This window comes from Burkholderia sp. Bp8992 (assembly GCF_003853705.1).
In the GTDB taxonomy this organism is placed as follows: Bacteria; Pseudomonadota; Gammaproteobacteria; order Burkholderiales; family Burkholderiaceae; genus Burkholderia.
This window is the reverse complement of the sequence record NZ_QTQI01000023.1, coordinates 115072-132139: the sequence shown is the minus strand read 5'-3', so window position 1 is coordinate 132139 and position 17068 is coordinate 115072. Positions and strand designations below refer to the sequence as shown.

The window sequence follows — 17068 nt, the reverse complement described above, 5'->3', positions numbered from 1 at the left end:
CTTCCTCCCGCGCCGCGTTTCCGTTAGCGCGAAAGAGGCGTGATTCTATGCACCTGACGGCAATCGCGCAAGGGGTTTCGCAAAAAATATAAGGCTCCGCACGCTGCCGCGTGCGGAGCCTTATATAGAGGCCGCCGAACCGTCAGGCCGTGCGCACCTGGCGCGCAACGATCTCCATATAGTGATCGAGATCCGGCGTCACTTTTCCCTCCTCCTTCGCCGTGTCGTCCCAGCGGCGCAGACGCAGCGCATCCTCCGCGAACGGACGCTGCAGGAACACCGCCGTCTCCTCTTCGCTGAAGATGCCGCCCTGCAGCGCGAGACTGCGCACCGAGTCCGGCGACAGGCGCTCGAAGTAACCGGTGTCCGTGCGGCACAGGCAGCGCTTCGCATCGACATGCAGCCGGATCGGTTCCAGCACCGCATCGGAAAACAGCGGCCGCAGGAACGGCAGCACGTAATACTGATGCAGATCGTCGATCCCGCGTGCGCTCGGCGTTTCGCCCTGGCGGTTCAGCAGATGGCCGAGGTCGTGCAGGAACGCCGCCGCGACCAGCGCCTCATTCGCGCCCGCCTCCTCCGCCAGCATGCCGCTCTGCAACGCATGCTCGAGCTGCGTGACCGGCTCTCCGCTATAGGCCACATGGCCATGCTCGCGGTACAGCACGTGGATCGCTTCCACCGTCAATGCCATTCCCTTACTCCCACGGCAGCGAAAACGTCTTCAGGTTCGTGAAGCTCTTCATCGCCTCCTGAACGCCTTCCTTGTAACCGAGCCCCGAATCCTTGATTCCGCCGAACGGCGACAGCTCGATCCGGTAGCCGGGCACTTCCCATACATTCACCGTACCGACGTTCAGTTCGTTCACGAACCGCACGACCGCCGCCGTGCTGTCTGTACACAGCCCCGACGACAGCCCGAACGCCGTCCCGTTGCTGATCCGGATCGCGTCGTCGATCGTATCGAACGCGATCACCGGCGACACCGGCCCGAAGGTTTCCTCGCGCACGATCGTCATCGACGGATCGACGTTGTCGAGCACGGTCGGTGAATACAACGCGCCGCGCCGCACGTTGCCGGTCAGCAGACGCGCGCCCTGCGCGACCGCCTCGTCCACGCGCGCCTCGAACAGCCGCGCCGCCGCCTCGTCGATCACCGTGCCCATTTCGTTCGCGGGATCGAACGGATCGCCGTACTTCCACGCGCGCGTCTTCTCGACGAGCAATTCGGTGAATGCCGGTGCGATCGAGCGCTGTACCAGCATCCGCTTGACGGCCGTGCAGCGCTGGCCGGAGTTCCGGTACGAGCCGAGCACCGCCAGCGATGCCGCGCGTTCGAGATCGGCATCGTCGAGGACGATCAGCGGATCGTTGCCGCCCAGCTCCAGCACGATGCGCCGGTAGCCGGCCCGCGCGGCAATCGCCTTGCCGATCGCGACGCCGCCCGTGAACGTGATCAGCGACGCATGCGGATGCGTGACGAGTTCGTCCGCGATCTCGGCCGGGTCGCCGGTCAGCACCTGCAGCATCGGCTCGGGCAGCCCGGCCTCATACAGCAGGTCGGCCAGATAGAACGCCGACAGCGGCACCTTCTCCGACGGCTTCACGATCACGCGGTTGTTCGTCGCGATCGCCGGCGCGATCTTGTGCGCCACCTGGTTCATCGGGTGATTGAACGGCGTGATCGCGACGATCACGCCGTCGAGCGGCTGCCGCTGCGAAAACACGCGCCGTGCCTTGCCATGAGGCGTCAGGTCGCACGAGAAACTTTGCGAATCGTCGCGCAATGCCTCGACCGCCGCGAGCTTCAGCACGTCGGCGACGCGGCCGATCTCGTAGCGGGAATCCTGCTTCGACAGCCCCGATTCGAGCGTGATCAGGTCGGACGCTTCCTCGGTGCGCTCGCGCAGCAGCGCGGCCGCACGTTCGAGGATCTGCGAACGCTCGTAGCGCGTGAGCTTCGGCCGGTAGGCCATCGCGTAATCGAACGCCGCGCGCACGTCGTCGACGCTCGCGAGCGACGCCGTGCCGACGCGCGTGCCCGTGTACGGGTCGGTGACGTCGAGCGTGCGTGCGCGCATCGCACGCGTGCCGCACCAGCGCAGCGCCTCTGCGCGAAACGCCGGATGGTCTTGCCGGGGATGCGCCATCATGTCGTGACCCGGTTCAGCACCAAATCGAACACGTCGAAGTTGCGCGGGCGACGCGCGGGATCGTCCCGCTCGATGCGCCGGTTGAACAGCAGCGGCACTTCCTGCTCCGACACGCCGCCGTGCGAACGCAGCGGCACCGTGAGGCCCGACAGGTCGTGCTCGCGCTCGCGCGTGCCGAGCGTCATGTCGCGGCGGCCGATCACGACGAGATCGCCGATCCGGTCGGCCGGCAGCTCGAAACGTGCGGCAGCCTCCGCGTTGTCGAGCACGAGTTCGACACCATCGAGGCTACCGACACGCCACATCGCCTCGGCCCGGTCGACGCACGGCGCCAGGTAGATCGTCGCGAACGAACCAAGCGCGCCGTGGTGCACGACGTACGGATCGGTGATCGGCAGGATCACGCGCGCAGCCTGTGCACCGTACCAGCCGTCGCAGGCATCCTGCAGATAGATCACGTTCGGGCGGCCCGTCGCCGGGTCGTGCTTCGCGTTCATCCCGTGGTCGGCGGTGAGGCCGATCGCCCAGCCGAGCGCGTCGAGCTGCGCGAGGTAGCCGTCCATCATCGCGTAGAACGCGTTCGCGCCCGCACTGCCCGGCTCGCACTTGTGCTGCACGTAGTCGGTGGTCGACAGGTACATCAGGTCGACCTGCCGGGTCTGCGCGAGCCGTACGCCGGCCGCGAACACGAATTCGGACAGGGCCGCGCTGTAGACGTCCGGCGACGGCAGGCCGACCCAGTCGAGCACGTCGACGATCCCGTTTTCCGCGAGATTCGCCTGCGCGGCCTTCTCGGCGGAAAAGCAGATGCCGCGCATCTGCCAGCCGAGCAGCCGGCGCAGCTTGTCCTTCGCTGTCACGACGGCCACCCGCGCACCGGCTTCGGACGCTGCCGCGAGCAGCGTGCCGGCGCGCAGGTAGGCCGGGTCGTTCATCATCACTTCGGCACCGCGCCCGCCGTCGGCGGCCGGATCCCAGAAATAGTTGCCGCAGATCCCGTGGACCGACGGCGGCACGCCGCAGACGATCGACAGGTTGTTCGGGTTGGTGAAGGTCGGCACGACGCAATCGGCGCGCCAGGCCGTGCCTTCCGCGATCATCCGGGCGGTGAACGGCGCGACACCCGCTGCCACCGCCCGTTCGAGATAGTCGTACTCGCAGCCGTCGACGCAGACGACGACGGTCGGCTCGACCGGCAGCCGGTAGCGGCGGCCGTTGACGTCGACCGAGCGACCCGCAAGCGCCGTCGAGGTACCGGCCGCCGACGCGTCGCCGGGTTGGCGCAATGCGAACGCGGCGTTCATGAGGCCGCCCGCTTGCCGCGCGGCACGCGCGCAGCGATCAGCAGCAGCGCCGCGAGCGACGCGCCGAGCATCAGCAGCGACAGCGCCGATGCCGGAAGGTAGTAACCGCGCTCGACCTGGCCGATCACGACGATCGGCACGGTCGCGAAGCCGGGCGGATAGACCGTCAGCGTCGCCCCGAGCTCGCCGAGCGACAGCGCGAAGCCGAGCGCGAGGCTCGCGCGCAGCGCCGGCACGAGTTGCGGCAGCAGCACGCGACGCAGCACCATCGCGGGCGGCGCACCGAGGCTCGCCGCGGCTTCGCGCAGCACGGTCAGCTCCGGGCGCAGCGCGGCGGCCGCGCAGCGATAGCAGAACGGCAAGATCAGCGCGAGCTGCACGAGCACGACGATCGCCGCCGAGCTCGACAGGTCGAGCGGCTTCTGGTGATACGCGATCAGCACCGCGAGCCCGAGGACGACGCTCGGCACGCCGTTCGGCACCATCACGAGCGCGTCGACCACCGCACCGAGGCCGCGCCGGTCGCGCCCTTCGAGCGCCAGCGCGAGCCACAGCCCGAGGATCGTGCCGATCGCCGACACGCCGAAGCCGATTTCGAGGCTCGTCAGCAGCGCGTCGTATTCCGGCGACCCGAGCCGTTCGAACCAGCGCAGGCTGTAGCCGGCCGGCAGAATCGTGCCCGACCACTGGGTCGACACGCTCGACAGCGCGACGACGACGACCGGCAGCACGAACAACCAGAAGCACGCGAATGCGGCCAGCGCGAGCGCGGCGCGCGACGCATGCTCGAGCAGCGTGTCGCTCCAGCCGATCCGGTGGCGCGGCACGGCTTGCCCGATACGATATTCAGCGGACATCGTTCCCTCCCGTCGCACGCCGGTTCACCCGGCGATAAACCGCATACAGCGCCAGCGACAACGCCAGCATCACGACCGCGCCGGCCGACGCGGTCGGCAGGTCGAGATCGACGGTCGCGCTGCTGTAGATCGCGACCGGCAGCGTGACGAGCCGCGCGCTGCCGAGCACGAGCAGGATCCCGAACTCGTTCAGCGTCAGCAGGAAGCACAGCACGGTGCCGGCGGCGATGCCCGGCCACGCGATCGGCAGCACGACGCGACGCGCGAGCATCCAGCCGGGTGCGCCGAGGCTGCGTGCGGCTTCGATCAGACGCAGGTCGAGCGTCGCGAACGACGCGAGCGTCGGCCGCACGACGAACGGCGTATAGAACACGGTCTGCGCGAGAATCACGCCGCCGATGCCGAACAGGAAATCGAGCGGCGGGTTCTCGAGATGAAACAGGTGCTGCAGCGCGATGCTGATCGACCCCTGCGAGCCGTACAGGAAGATCAGTGTGAACGCGACAAGGAACGACGGGAACGCGACGTACAGCTCCAGGAAGCGCGTGACGAGCGATGCGCCCGGGAACGGCTTGAAGAACAGCAGCGCGGCCAGCAGCACGCCGAGCACCGACGCGGTGCCGGCGCTCGCGAACAGTACGCCGAGCGTCGTCAGCAGCACGCTGCGCGTGTCGGGGTTGCCGAAGAAGGTCCGGTACGCGGCGAAACTCAGCCCGTGATCGCCCGACACGCTCAGCAGCACGAGCCGCACCAGCGGATAGACGACGAGCGGGCCGAGCACGACGATCGCGAGCGCGGCCAGGTGCAGGTCGCCCATGCGCCTGCGGCGCCGCGCGGCGGCGGCATGCGCGGCGGCCGACGCGAGCACGTGCGGCGGCAGGCCGGCTTCAGGGCTCGATAAGGACGACATCGTCTGCCTCGCATTGCAGGGACACGCGCGCACCGCGCTCGGGGGCCGCGCCGCGGCCGCGTTGCATCGTGACGCGCACGGGCTCGTCGGGCGCCGCGTCGATCACGACCGCGATCGACAGGTCCGCGCCCTGCCATTCGACGGACGCGACCGTACCGTGCAGGCCGCCGGCCGACGGCGGCATCACGGTCAGGCGCTCGGGGCGCACGCACGCGACCTTGCCGCGCACGTCGTGGCGCGGATCGCCGAGCGGGAAGATCACGTGCGGCGGCAGCAGGTTCGCCGGGCCGAGATAGCGTGCGACGTAGCCGTCCTGCGGCGCGTCGTACAGTTGCTGCGGCGTGCCGAGCTGCGCGATGCGGCCGTCGCGCATCAGCAGCGCGCGGTCGGACAGCACGAGCGCGTCGTCGCGGTCGTGCGTCACGCAGACGACGGTCAGGTTCGGCAGGCGCTCGTGCAGCGCCTTCAATTCGCTGCGCACCGACGCGCGCAGGTTGGCGTCGAGGGCCGACAGCGGCTCGTCGAGCAGCAGCACGTCCGGCTCGATCACGAGCGCGCGCGCCAGCGCGACGCGCTGCTGCATCCCGCCCGACAGTTGCGCGGGCAGGTGATGGCCCGCATCGCCGAGCTGCACGAGCTTCAGCGCGTCGGCGACGCGGCGCGTCACTTCCGACGACGCCATGCCGCGTGCGCGCAGCCCGAATGCGACGTTCTCGAACACCGACAGGTGCGGGAACAGCGCGTAATTCTGGAACAGCAGACCGAGATTGCGCTTGTGCGGCGGCGCATAGGTCAGGTCACGCCCGGCAACGGTCAGCGTGCCGGTCAGGCCGTCGGCCTTCACGAACCCGGCGATGAAGCGCAGCAGCGTGGTCTTGCCGCAGCCGCTCTTGCCGAGCACGGTCAGAAATTCACCGGCACCGATCGACAGCGACAGATCTTCCAGCACCGTGCGTGCGCCGTAGCGCACGCTCAGGTGTTCGATCTGCACGCCGCCCGGCGCGCCGGACCGCAGCGTCGCGTGCGGTTCGGCGGCGCCGAATGCGCCGGGATGGGTCAGGGTGGTGTCCACCGGGTTCATCCTCTTGCTCACTAATACAGGCGGCGTGCGCCGATCACTTCGGCTTGACGACGTCGAGCTGCTTGCCCGAGCTGCCGATCACATCCTTCTTCCAGCGCTCGATCCACACCGGCTTCTTCGCCATCACCTGGGTCCAGTCGACCGGGATCAGCTTCACGCCCGCGATCGCCTTCTTGACCGCTTCGCCGTTCTTGCCGGCGAGCGGCACGTCCGTGCGGCCCGGGATGCCGTACATGTCCGGCACCTTCGACTGGACGTCCGTCGACATCAGGTAGTCGATCAGCTTCTTGCCGGCGTCCTGGTTCGGGCCGCTCTTGATCAGGCCGATGCCGTACGGGAGCTGGAACGTGGTCGGCTGGTCGCCGTCCTTCGCGGCCAGGAAGATCGGCTTGACGGACAGCGCGCCGTGTTCGGCGTCGTCGAGGTCCATCTGCAGGTCGCCGTTCGCGACGCTGATCTCGTTACGCGACAGCAGCACGTTCAGGTAGCCCGTGCCCTTCGTGTGGAACTTCACGCTCTGCGACAGCTTCGCGAGGTAGTCGAACGCCTTGTCCTCGCCCATCAGCGACGTCGTCAGGATCAGCACGGCCATCCCGTCGCCGGCCGTGGCCGGGTTCGAGTACGCGACCTTGCCCGCGTAGGTCGGCGACAGCAGGTCGGCGAACGTCTTCGGCTGGTTCTTCACGACGTCCGGGTTGATCGCGAACGAGAAGTAGTTGTTCACGAACGTCGCCCACGTGCCGTCCTCGGCCTTCGCGATGGCCGGCACGTTCTTGTAGTTCACGCTCTGGTACGCCTGCAACAGGCCCATCTGGCCGGCTTGCTGGATGAACGGCGGCAGCGTGACGATCACGTCGGCCTTCGGAGAATTCTTCTCGATGTTCGCGCGATTCACGACCTCGCCGCTACCTGCCGTCACGATGTTGACCTTGACGCCTTCCTTCTTCTCGAAGGCCGGCAGCACATCGCGATAGAGGTTCTCGAGACCGTCCGCCGTGTACAGCACGACCGCGTTCGCCGCATGCGCCGGCATCGCGGCACCTTGCAGCAGACCGGCGGCGCAGGCGGCCAGCGCGAGCTTGCGGAACGCGCCGGCAGCGGCGCGCGAGGGTTTCTGCAGTGTCATCTCACTTCTCCGTAGGCGGAACACCAAACGGCCGGGGCACGATCCGGCTCTCCTGTTATCTCCGGGCAGGCCGAACGACGGCCCGCCGCGCTACCGCGCTGCGGTTGGCTTCGCGCGGCAACCGAAGGATCACAGCGTTCGATGACAAACCCGTGACGAATGCCACAATTTCCAAAAAATGACACATTTTGCCAATATCATGCAAGTCATTCAGAAATGCCGCCCGGCGTTTCGTTCGACCTCTGCTGGAGAAAAACCATGCCCGACCCGATTCTGCTTACGCCCGGCCCGCTCACCACGTCCGCCACAACGCGCCACGCAATGCAACATGACTGGGGGTCGTGGGACGCCGCTTTCAATCGACTGACGGCCAGCGTCTGCGCCGACCTCGTCGCGATCGCGAAAGGCGGCGACGAGTACGTGTGCGTGCCGATGCAGGGCAGCGGCACGTTCTCGGTCGAAGCCGCGCTCGGCACGCTGGTACCGCGCGACGGCGTCGTGCTCGTGCCCGACAACGGCGCGTATTGCGCGCGCATCCTGAAGATCCTCGGCCGGCTCGGCATCGACGCGATCGCGCTGCCGTTCGGCGAGGACGCGGCCGTCGACGCGGCGGCGGTCGAGGTCGCGTTCGCGCGCGAACCGCGCATCACGCACGTCGCGCTCGTGCATCTGGAGACGAGTGCCGGAATCCTGAATCCGCTCGACGCGATCGCGGCCGCGTGCCGGCGCCACGGCAAGCGGCTGATCGTCGACGCGATGAGTTCGTTCGGCGCACTGCCGATCACGCTCGCGGACAGCGGCATCGATGCGCTGGTCTCGGCGAGCGGCAAATGCCTCGAAGGCGTGCCGGGGATGGGGTTCGCGATCGTGCGGCGCGATGCGCTCGACGCATGCGACGGCAACTCGCCGTCACTCGCGCTCGACCTCCACGACCAGTACGCGTACCTGCGCAAGACGGGCCAGTGGCGCTTCACGCCGCCGACGCACGTGATCGCCGCGCTGCGCGCCGCCCTCGACCAGTATCTCGCCGAAGGCGGCCAGCCGGCGCGCGGCGCGCGCTACGTGGACAACTGCCGGACGCTGGTCGAATCGATGCGCGCGCTCGGCTTCGTGCCGTTCCTCGACGCAAGCGTGCAGGCGCCGGTGATCGTCACGTTCCATGCGCCCGACCATCCGGCCTATGCGTTCCGCCGCTTCTACGATGCAGTGCGCGACGCGGGCTTCATCCTGTATCCCGGCAAGCTCACGCAGCTCGACACGTTCCGCGTCGGCTGCATCGGCGCGATCGATTCGAACGATATCCTGCGTGCGGTCGCGGCGATCGCGCAGGCCGTCGAATCGCTCGGCATCGCCGTACAGCGCACGTGAGCGCCGCGTGCCGGCCGGCGCGCGCAAACAAAAAAGCCCGGCGGCCGGTTGGCCGCCGGGCTAACGCACGGGCTGTGCGTGGAGCCGGTGCTTACAGTTCGATCCGCTTGATGTCGCCGACGACGAAGATGTACGACAGCGCGCCGACCAGCGCGATCACGCCGATGAACACGAGCGCGCCGACGAACGAGCCGGTCGACGCGACGATGAAGCCGACGACGAGCGGCGTGATGATGCCGGCAAGGTTCGCCGCGAAGTTGAAGATGCCGCCCGTCACGCCGAGCAGGCCGTCCGGTGCGATGTCCGACACGAGCGTCCAGCCGAGCGCGGCCATCCCCTGCGCGAAGAACGCGACCGACATGATCGCGATCACGGCCTCGTTGCTCTGCACGTAGTTCGCGAGAATGATCGTCGACGCGAGCAGCAGGCCCGCGATGATCGGCAGCTTGCGCGCGAGGTTCGCGGACTTGCCGCGGCGCAGCAGCCAGTCGGAGAAGATCCCGCCGAACATCACGCCGACCGACGCGGCGATGAACGGCATCACCGCGAAGAAACCGATCTTCAGCCAGCCCATGTGGCGTTCGGTGGCGAGATAGGTCGGGAACCAGGTCAGGAAGAACACGAGCGTCGAGTTGCCGGCGAACTGGCCGAGGCAGATGCCCGCGAGCTGGCGCTTCTTCACCAGCTGGCCGACCATCGCCCAGCTGAACTTGGCCTGCGCCGACTTGTCGCCCTTGTCGCCGCTCTTGCGCGCACCGTGAACGAGGCCGCCGCCCGCCTCGATATACGCGAGCTCCGCCGCGTTGGCGCCCGGATGGTTGCGCGGCTCGTGGTAGAACTTCCACCAGACGAGGCCGAACACAATGCCGACCGCGCCCACGACCCAGAACAGCGAGCGCCAGCCGAATGCGCCCATCAGCGCGAACAGCACGGGGCTGAAGAATGCGAGGCCGATGTATTCGCCGACGGTATAAGTACCCGTCGCCATCGCGCGCTCGTTCTGCGGGAACCACGTCGCGACGACGCGGCTGTTGGTCGGGAAGCATGGCGCTTCAGTCACGCCGAGGCCGAGCCGGCAAGCGAGCAACGTCGCGACGCCCGGCACGAAGCCTTGCAGGAACGTGCACAGCGACCACAGCGTCATCGACCAGTAATAGGTGACCTTGCTGCCGAAGCGGTCGAGGAACAGGCCGCCGGGAACCTGCATCGCCACGTACGTCCACGAAAACGCGGAGAACATGATGCCCATCACGGCTGCGTTGATGCCGAGCTCCTTGGTGAGCTGCGGCGCAGCCACGCCCAGCACGGTGCGGTCGAGATAGTTGATCATCGTGCCGATTGCGAGCAGCGCGAGGATCTTGTAGCGCGCCGACGTGCGCCGGACCGTACCGGCCGCCTGCGCCGGCGCGGCGCTCGTGTGGGTAGTGTGCTGCATGATTGTCTCCTGGTCTCTCTTTCTGTGTCTGCAAGGGGGTCAGCGCGCGACGAGCGACTGAAAGTGATCGAACATCCGCTCGGGGTCGGGCGTGCGTCCGGTGAAGAGCTCGAACGCGTCGACGGCCTGATACACGGCCATCCCGCCGCCCGGCAGCGTGGCGCAGCCGGCCGCACGCGCGGCATGGATCAGTTCGGTTTCGAGCGGGAAATAGACGATGTCGGCCACCCACATGCCCGCATGGAGCAGTTCGGCCGGCAGCGGCAGGCCCGGATGCTTGGCCATGCCGGTCGGCGTGGCGTGGATCAGGCCGGTCGCGGCGTGCATCGCGGCCGCGAGCGCACCGCCGGACGGCGCGCCGCCCGGCACGACCCGCGCGGCGGGGAAGCGTTGCTGCAGCTCGGCCGCGAGCGCGGCGGCGCGCGTGCCGTCGACATCGAAGATCGTCAGCGCGGCCGCGCCCATCTGCAGCGCCGCGTGCGCGACGGCCGCACCGGCGCCGCCCGCGCCGAGCTGGACGACGCTGTCGAGCCGCGCGTCGGGCAGCCCGCGGCGGAACGACTTCGCGAAGCCCGACCAGTCGGTGTTGTGGCCGATCCGCTTGCCGTCCTTGAACAGCACCGTGTTCACCGCGCCGAGTGCGCGCGCGTCGTCCGACAGTTCATCGAGGTGCTCGATCACGCGCTGCTTGCACGGATGCGTGATGTTCAGCCCGTTGAAGCCCATCCGCTGCGCGGCATCGAGCAGTTGCGGCAGCGCGTCGGCGCTCACGCCGAGCACATCGAGATCGATGCGCCGGTACACGTAGCCGAAGCCCTGGCGGAAACCTTCTTCCTCGTGCATCGCGGGCGACAGCGATCCGCCGATGCCCTGGCCGATCAGGCCGATCAGAAACGACGGGCGGCTCATCGCGCGGCCTCCTGCGCGAACAACGTCGCGAGGCGCTGCAGCGCGAACACGTAGCCCTCGGTGCCGCAGCCGCAGATCACGCCTTCGGCGACCGCCGACACATACGAATGGTGGCGGAACGCCTCGCGGCGATGCACGTTCGAGATATGAACTTCGATCACCGGCTTCGCGATCGCGGACAGCGCGTCGGCCAGCGCGACCGACGTATGCGTATAGGCGGCCGGGTTGATGACGATGCCGTGCGTGTCGAGACGCGCGGCATGCAGCCAGTCGATCAGCTCGTGCTCGGCGTTCGACTGGCGGAACTCGATCTCCAGCCCGAGCGCCTCTGCCGCCGTACGGCAGCGCTGCTCGACGTCGGCGAGCGTTTCGGCGCCGTAGATATGGGGCTGGCGCGTGCCCAGCAGGTTCAGGTTCGGGCCGTTCAGCACCAGTACCTTGTGCTTGCTCATGGTGATTCTGCTCCTGAAACAGGGGCGGACCAGGACCGGCCGCCCCGAAGACATGGGGAATTGGCGCTAGTGTGCGCCCGTGAAGGGATGCTGTCTTTTCGGGTTTTCGCTTATTTGTACCATCTAGTTAGTTTGTACAATATGCACCACTAGCCTAGTAAATTCGGGATATGGCGTCCGCTCACGACTCAACGACTGGTTCATTCGGGGCCAGTTCGTCCGGCGTCATGCCCCGCTCATCCGCAGGAATCGCCATGCAGCGCTCGATCGCCACTGTGTCACTGTCCGGCACGCTCGCCGAGAAACTCGCCGCCATCCAGGCCGCGGGCTTCGACGGCGTCGAAATCTTCGAAAACGATCTCGTCTACTTCGACGGATCGCCGGCCGACGTCCGGCGCATGGCCGCCGATCTCGGCCTCGACATCGTGCTGTTCCAGCCGTTTCGCGACTTCGAGGGCGTCAGCCCGGCACAGCTCGCGCGCAACCTCGACCGGATCAAGCGCAAGTTCGACGTGATGCATGCGCTCGGCACCGACCGCATCCTCGTCTGCAGCAGCGTGTCGGCCGATACGATCGCGGACGACGGGCTGCTCGTCGACCAGCTCGGCGTGCTCGCCGAAGCGGCGCGGCAGGCCGGCGTGGTCGCCGCGTACGAAGCGCTCGCGTGGGGCCGCGTCGTGAAGCGGTACGGCCACGCATGGAAACTCGTGAATGCGGTGAACAGCCCGCACCTCGGCCTCGCGCTCGACAGCTTCCACACGCTGTCGCTCGACGATTCGCCGGATGCGATCGCCGACATCCCCGGCGACCGGATCGCGTTCGTGCAGATCGCCGACGCGCCGAAGCTCGCGATGGACGTGCTCGAATGGAGCCGCCACTTCCGCTCGTTCCCGGGCCAGGGCGACTTCGACCTCGCGCGCTTCACCGCGCGGGTGATCGAGTCGGGCTACACGGGGCCGCTGTCGCTCGAGATCTTCAACGACGGCTTCCGCGCGGCGCCGACCGCGATCACGGCTGCCGACGGCCATCGCTCGCTGCTCTATCTGGAAGAACTGACGCGCACGCGGCTCGCGCAGGACGGCCGCGCGCCGGCCGCCGGCCAGCCGCTGTTCGCGCCGCCGGCGCCGCCCGCGCACGTCGGCTTCCAGTTCATCGAATTCGCGGTCGACGCGCAGGCGGCGGCAACCGTCGGCGAATGGCTCGGCCGGATGCGCTTCCGGCTCGCCGGCCGGCATCGGTCGAAGGACGTGACGCTGTTCCAGCACGGCGCCGCATCGATCGTGCTGAATGCGGAGCGCGACTCGTTCGCCGATGCGTTCTTCCAGCAGCACGGGCTGTCGCTGTGCGCGTCGGCGTTCCGCGTCGACGATGCGAAAGTGGCATTCGAACGCGCGGCCGGCTTCGGCTACGCGCCGTTCTCGGGCCGTGTCGGACCGAACGAACGCGTGCTGCCGAGCGTGCAGGCGCCGGACGGCAGCCTCGAGTATTTCGTCGACGAAGCGCCCAACGCGCCGACGCTGTACGAATCGGACTTCGTGCTGACCGACATCGACGGCCCGAGCGAAGTCGGCCCGCTGACGGGCATCGACCATGTGTGCCTCGCGCTGCCGGGCGACGCGCTCGACACGTGGATCCTGTTCTTCAAGACGGCATTCGGCTTCGAGGCCGAGCGCAGCTGGCTCGTGCCCGATCCGTACGGGCTGATGCGCAGCCGCGCGGTGCGCAGCGCCGACGGCTCGGTGCGGATCGCGCTGAACGCATCGGTCGATCGCCATACGGCCGTCGCCGAATCGCTCGACCGGTACCACGGCACGGGGCTGAACCACGTCGCATTCCGCACGGACGACATCGTGAAGACGGTCGCCGCGTTCGCCGCCGACGGCGTGCCGTTCCTGCGCATTCCGCCCAATTACTACGACGATCTCGCCGCGCGCTATGCGCTGCCGGACGAATTGATCGACACGCTGAGCACGCACCACCTGCTGTACGACCGCGACGAGCACGGCGGCGAGTTCCTGCACGCGTATACAGAACTGGTCGACAACCGTTTCTCGCTCGAAATCGTCGAGCGGCGCGGCGGATACGACGGCTACGGCGCGACGAACGCGGCCGTGCGGCTCGCCGCGCAGGCGCAGCGCAGGAAATAAGGGAAGGAAGCAAATCGGGCATCGCGGGCCGGACCGTGGACGGGGTCCGCGGTCGATACAAAGGGCCGCATCAACTGCGCACCATCGTGGTGAATCGGTCGGCCGCGGACCCGCCCGCGCGGCTCGCCGCGAGCGGGCCGGGAGCCGCGCTGCGTATGACGTTACATACGGTAACCCGTACCGCAGCGCAGCATCCCGTCGCCCGCCACGGTTTTAAGAATCGCTTAAGTCTTCGACGGCACCATCCGCAACCAGTACCCGATGGTTATCTCGAAAAGGAGGAAAGCGATGAGCGCCGTAGAAGCACCCGCGGGCCGCCCGGCCGCGCCCCCTGCAAAGAAGACGATGCTGCGCCGCCTGCTCAGTCATCATGAAATCGCGACGCTGCTCGTGCTGCTGCATGCACCGATCGGCGCGAACGCCAAACCCGAACTGCCCGCGCTGCAGGAAGCCGGTCTCGTCGAGATGGTCAAGCTCGACCCCGATACGGCCCCGAGCTTCCGGCTGACCGAAGACGGCACGGCCGTCCTGAAAGGGCTCGGCTACCGCTGAGCCGCCGATTTCACGGCATCCCCGTTTCCCCACAGTACCCCGCAGCACCCCCGATCCCTGCGATGCGCCGGCCCGGCCGGCGAATCGCGTCACCCTGCCCGCTCCTGCAGCATCAACCGGTATTCCGTCGGCGTCACGCCGACCGTCGCCTTGAACTGGCGCGTGAACGCGCTGTGATCCGTATAACCGCATAGCGCCGCGACGTCGGTGACCTTGTCGTGCGTGACGAGCAGCGCGGTGGCCGCGTCGAGCCGCGTCTTCAGCAGCACCTGGCGCGGCGTCAGGTGGAACACCTTGTGAAAGTAGCGTTCGAGCTGCGCGACCGACATCCCGGCCATCTGCGCGAGCTGCTTCAGGTTCAGCGGCTGCACGTAGTGATCCTGGATATGCTGGACCACGTCGGCGAGCCGGCTGTACGCCGGGTGCGATCCCTCGTGTGCCTTCAGGTCGCGCGAGATGCCCGCAAGGCCGACCACCCTGCCCGCGGCGTCGCGCAGCGGCTCCTTGCAGGTCAGGCACCAGCCCGGCTGGCGGCCCGGATACAGGTGCAGCTCGAGCTGGTCCATCAGTTGCTGGCCGGCGTTGATCGTCGCCATGTCCTGCTCGAAATAGCTGCGGCCGAAGCGGCGCGGAAACACTTCGTCGGCGGTCTTGCCGAGCAGGTCGCGCTTGTCCTTGTAGCCGCAGCGCATCGCCAGCGTGCGATTGACGATCGCGTAGCGGCCGCTCGCATCCTTCACGAAGAACGCGACGTCCGGCAGCGCATCGAACACCGGTTCGAGCAAGCGGAAGTGCGCGAGCATCGCGCCGAAATCGGCGTTGTCGGGCTGGTAGCGCAACGGTTCGGACAGGCTCATGGGCGGTACGGCAAGCAAGGTCGTCATCCCGGCAACCGCGAAGCGAGTGGCAGATGGCGACGATTATAGAAGCGCCCCTTCGATCGCGGCGCGCCGAGCGTGGGGCAAGCAGGCTGATGATGTCCCGCCGGTCGCATCGTACATCGCGATCGGTCGGCATCGGTCATGCAAAACAGGTTGTGCACACAACCACTGCGACAGGTGCGCGCTTGCCGCCGGCGTGCCGGGTACGCACGCCCGAATTCACCATCCTAAAAATGCGCACGCCCCGAGTCTTGGCGCGATTGCGCATTCGACATGACGATTTCAGCATATATCAGGGTTATCGACGATATGCCGATATCGTCGCCGGCTGCGCATCGAACGCGCAAGACGCCCGCATTTTCGCTATCTAGACTTCGCTTCACGGTCACGAGACGACCTCTCGCTGCTGCTGCAATCGGCACGCAAGGCCCGCCACAAGCGCCGCCGAGCACGCCGATTCCGGCACAGCACGCGGCGCGCCTGAACGGCCGTCGCATCGGCCTGCCGACCGAACCGTCTCGCCCGGTTTACCGGCGCCGGCCCGCATGCCGGCGGCGGCCCAACCACGCCATCAAGGGGAAGTGAAAGTGAAGCTGAAGTTATCGCACGTCGCGCTGGCCGCTGCCTGCGCACTGTCGGGCGCACACGCCATCGCCGCCGACGTCGTCAAGATCGGTTTCGCCGCACCGCTGACCGGCCCGCAGTCGAACTACGGCACGGACATGCAGAAGGGCGTGCAACTCGCGATCGCCGATTTCAACGCGACGCATCCGACGATCGGCGGCAAGCCCGTCACGTTCCAGCTCGACTCGCAGGACGACCAGGCCGACCCGCGCACCGGCACGACCGTCGCGCAGCGGCTGATCGACGACAACGTCCGCGGGATCATCGGCCACTTCAACTCGGGTACCAGCATTCCGGCATCCGACCTGTACGATCGCGCGGGGCTGCCGCAGATCTCGATGGCGACGTCGCCGCAATACACGGCGCGCGGCTACAAGACGACCTACCGGCTGCTGACGAGCGACGCACAGGCCGGCCGCATCGTCGGCACGTACGCGGTGAAGACGCTGCGCTTCAAGCGCATCGCGATCATCGACGACCGCACGGCCTACGGCCAGGGCATCGCCGACGAATTCGCGAAGGCCGTCGAAGCAGCCGGCGGCACGATCGTAAAGCGCGACTTCACGAACGACAAGGCGCTCGATTTCTCCGCGATCCTGACCAACCTGAAGGGCGTCAATCCGGACGCGGTCTTCTACGGCGGCGGCGACGCGCAATCGTCGCCGATGATCCGCAAGATGCGCCAGCTCGGGATGAAGTCGGCATTCGTGACGGGCGAGATGTCGCGCTCGCCGACGTTCCTGAAGGTCGGCGGCGAAGCGGCCGAAGGCGCGATCGTCTACATGGGCGGCCTGCCGAAGGAAAAGATGCCGGGCTTCTCCGGCTATGCGGCACGCTACAAGGCGCGCTTCAACGAGGACGTGATCACCTACTCGCCGTACTCGTATGACGGCACGATCGCGCTGCTCACCGCGATGAAGGACGCGAACTCGACCGATCCGAAGGTGTACACGCCGTATCTCGGCAAGGTGTCGGTCAAGGGCGTGTCGGCCCCGAGCATCGCGTACGACCCGAAGGGCGACCTGAGGGATGCGCCGGTGACGATCTACAAGGTCGAGCGCGGCGCGTTCAAGCCGGTCGACACGATCGCCGGCAACTGAACCGCCGGATACGCCGACACCCTCTCGCACGGCACGTGGGCGGTTCACCGGCCGCCCGCGCCGCGCACGCTTCGGCTGCATGGTCCGAAGCCGTCCCCGGCACGCACTCGCGCGCAGGCATTTCGCGCTCCTGTAGAATCCCCCAACCCGCTTTGACGCCTCGTCTCCG

General features: G+C 67.7%; 15 protein-coding genes. 4 read left to right on the top strand and 11 right to left on the bottom strand.

Annotated features, from left to right (window positions below):
• Positions 1–142: 142 nt before the first annotated feature.
• The 7 genes from DIE03_RS28605 to phnS are packed head-to-tail and all read right to left on the bottom strand — an operon-like array spanning position 143 to position 7431.
• On the bottom strand, positions 143–694 hold the full coding sequence (locus DIE03_RS28605) for a phosphonate degradation HD-domain oxygenase (RefSeq protein ID WP_124455605.1): 552 nt from the start codon (positions 692–694) through the stop codon (positions 143–145).
• A 4-nt stretch (positions 695–698) separates the two neighbouring features.
• On the bottom strand, positions 699–2153 hold the full coding sequence (phnY, locus tag DIE03_RS28600; protein WP_124455604.1) for a phosphonoacetaldehyde dehydrogenase: 1455 nt from the start codon (positions 2151–2153) through the stop codon (positions 699–701).
• Complete coding sequence (gene phnA / locus DIE03_RS28595) at positions 2150–3457, bottom strand: phosphonoacetate hydrolase (protein ID WP_185658241.1); 1308 nt, start codon at positions 3455–3457, stop codon at positions 2150–2152. Before phnA ends, phnY begins: the two co-directional genes overlap by 4 nt.
• On the bottom strand, positions 3454–4314 hold the full coding sequence (phnV, locus tag DIE03_RS28590; RefSeq protein ID WP_124455603.1) for a 2-aminoethylphosphonate ABC transport system, membrane component PhnV: 861 nt from the start codon (positions 4312–4314) through the stop codon (positions 3454–3456). Before phnV ends, phnA begins: the two co-directional genes overlap by 4 nt.
• Entirely contained in the window at positions 4304–5224 is a 921-nt protein-coding gene (gene phnU / locus DIE03_RS28585) for a 2-aminoethylphosphonate ABC transporter permease subunit (RefSeq protein WP_124455602.1), read from the bottom strand. The genes phnV and phnU overlap by 11 nt, the downstream gene beginning before the upstream one ends.
• On the bottom strand, positions 5202–6305 hold the full coding sequence (phnT, locus tag DIE03_RS28580) for a 2-aminoethylphosphonate ABC transport system ATP-binding subunit PhnT (RefSeq protein ID WP_185658240.1): 1104 nt from the start codon (positions 6303–6305) through the stop codon (positions 5202–5204). The genes phnU and phnT overlap by 23 nt, the downstream gene beginning before the upstream one ends.
• A gap of 34 nt (positions 6306–6339) precedes the next feature.
• On the bottom strand, positions 6340–7431 hold the full coding sequence (gene phnS, locus DIE03_RS28575) for a 2-aminoethylphosphonate ABC transporter substrate-binding protein (protein ID WP_124455600.1): 1092 nt from the start codon (positions 7429–7431) through the stop codon (positions 6340–6342).
• 258 nt (positions 7432–7689) lie between these two features.
• Here phnS and DIE03_RS28565 point away from each other — a divergent pair, with 258 nt between their 5' ends.
• Positions 7690–8799 carry a 2-aminoethylphosphonate--pyruvate transaminase gene (locus DIE03_RS28565; RefSeq protein WP_124455599.1) on the top strand — a complete coding sequence of 370 codons (1110 nt, stop codon included), beginning with the start codon at positions 7690–7692 and terminating at the stop codon, positions 8797–8799.
• A 91-nt stretch (positions 8800–8890) separates the two neighbouring features.
• Here DIE03_RS28565 and DIE03_RS28560 read toward each other — a convergent pair whose 3' ends face one another.
• The 3 genes from DIE03_RS28560 to aroQ are packed head-to-tail and all read right to left on the bottom strand — an operon-like array spanning position 8891 to position 11595.
• On the bottom strand, positions 8891–10234 hold the full coding sequence (locus DIE03_RS28560; RefSeq protein WP_124455598.1) for an MFS transporter: 1344 nt from the start codon (positions 10232–10234) through the stop codon (positions 8891–8893).
• A gap of 39 nt (positions 10235–10273) precedes the next feature.
• Positions 10274–11143, bottom strand: coding sequence for a shikimate dehydrogenase (locus tag DIE03_RS28555; RefSeq protein WP_124455597.1), 870 nt, complete (start codon positions 11141–11143; stop codon positions 10274–10276).
• On the bottom strand, positions 11140–11595 hold the full coding sequence (gene aroQ / locus DIE03_RS28550; protein WP_124455596.1) for a type II 3-dehydroquinate dehydratase: 456 nt from the start codon (positions 11593–11595) through the stop codon (positions 11140–11142). Before aroQ ends, DIE03_RS28555 begins: the two co-directional genes overlap by 4 nt.
• A gap of 254 nt (positions 11596–11849) precedes the next feature.
• Between aroQ and DIE03_RS28545 the strand changes: the two genes are divergently transcribed.
• Entirely contained in the window at positions 11850–13742 is a 1893-nt protein-coding gene (locus tag DIE03_RS28545; protein ID WP_124455595.1) for a bifunctional sugar phosphate isomerase/epimerase/4-hydroxyphenylpyruvate dioxygenase family protein, read from the top strand.
• A gap of 288 nt (positions 13743–14030) precedes the next feature.
• The gene (locus DIE03_RS28540; protein WP_006489463.1) at positions 14031–14294 is read left to right on the top strand and encodes a hypothetical protein; all 264 of its coding nucleotides are present in this window, start codon (positions 14031–14033) and stop codon (positions 14292–14294) included.
• A gap of 89 nt (positions 14295–14383) precedes the next feature.
• On the opposite strand, the gene DIE03_RS28535 is transcribed toward DIE03_RS28540, so the two are convergent.
• Positions 14384–15178 carry an AraC family transcriptional regulator gene (locus DIE03_RS28535; protein WP_124455594.1) on the bottom strand — a complete coding sequence of 265 codons (795 nt, stop codon included), beginning with the start codon at positions 15176–15178 and terminating at the stop codon, positions 14384–14386.
• 542 nt (positions 15179–15720) lie between these two features.
• Here DIE03_RS28535 and DIE03_RS28525 point away from each other — a divergent pair.
• Positions 15721–16899 (top strand): branched-chain amino acid ABC transporter substrate-binding protein, encoded by a 1179-nt coding sequence (locus DIE03_RS28525; protein ID WP_409364435.1) that lies wholly within the window; start codon positions 15721–15723, stop codon positions 16897–16899.
• The last annotated feature ends 169 nt before the right edge of the window (positions 16900–17068 follow it).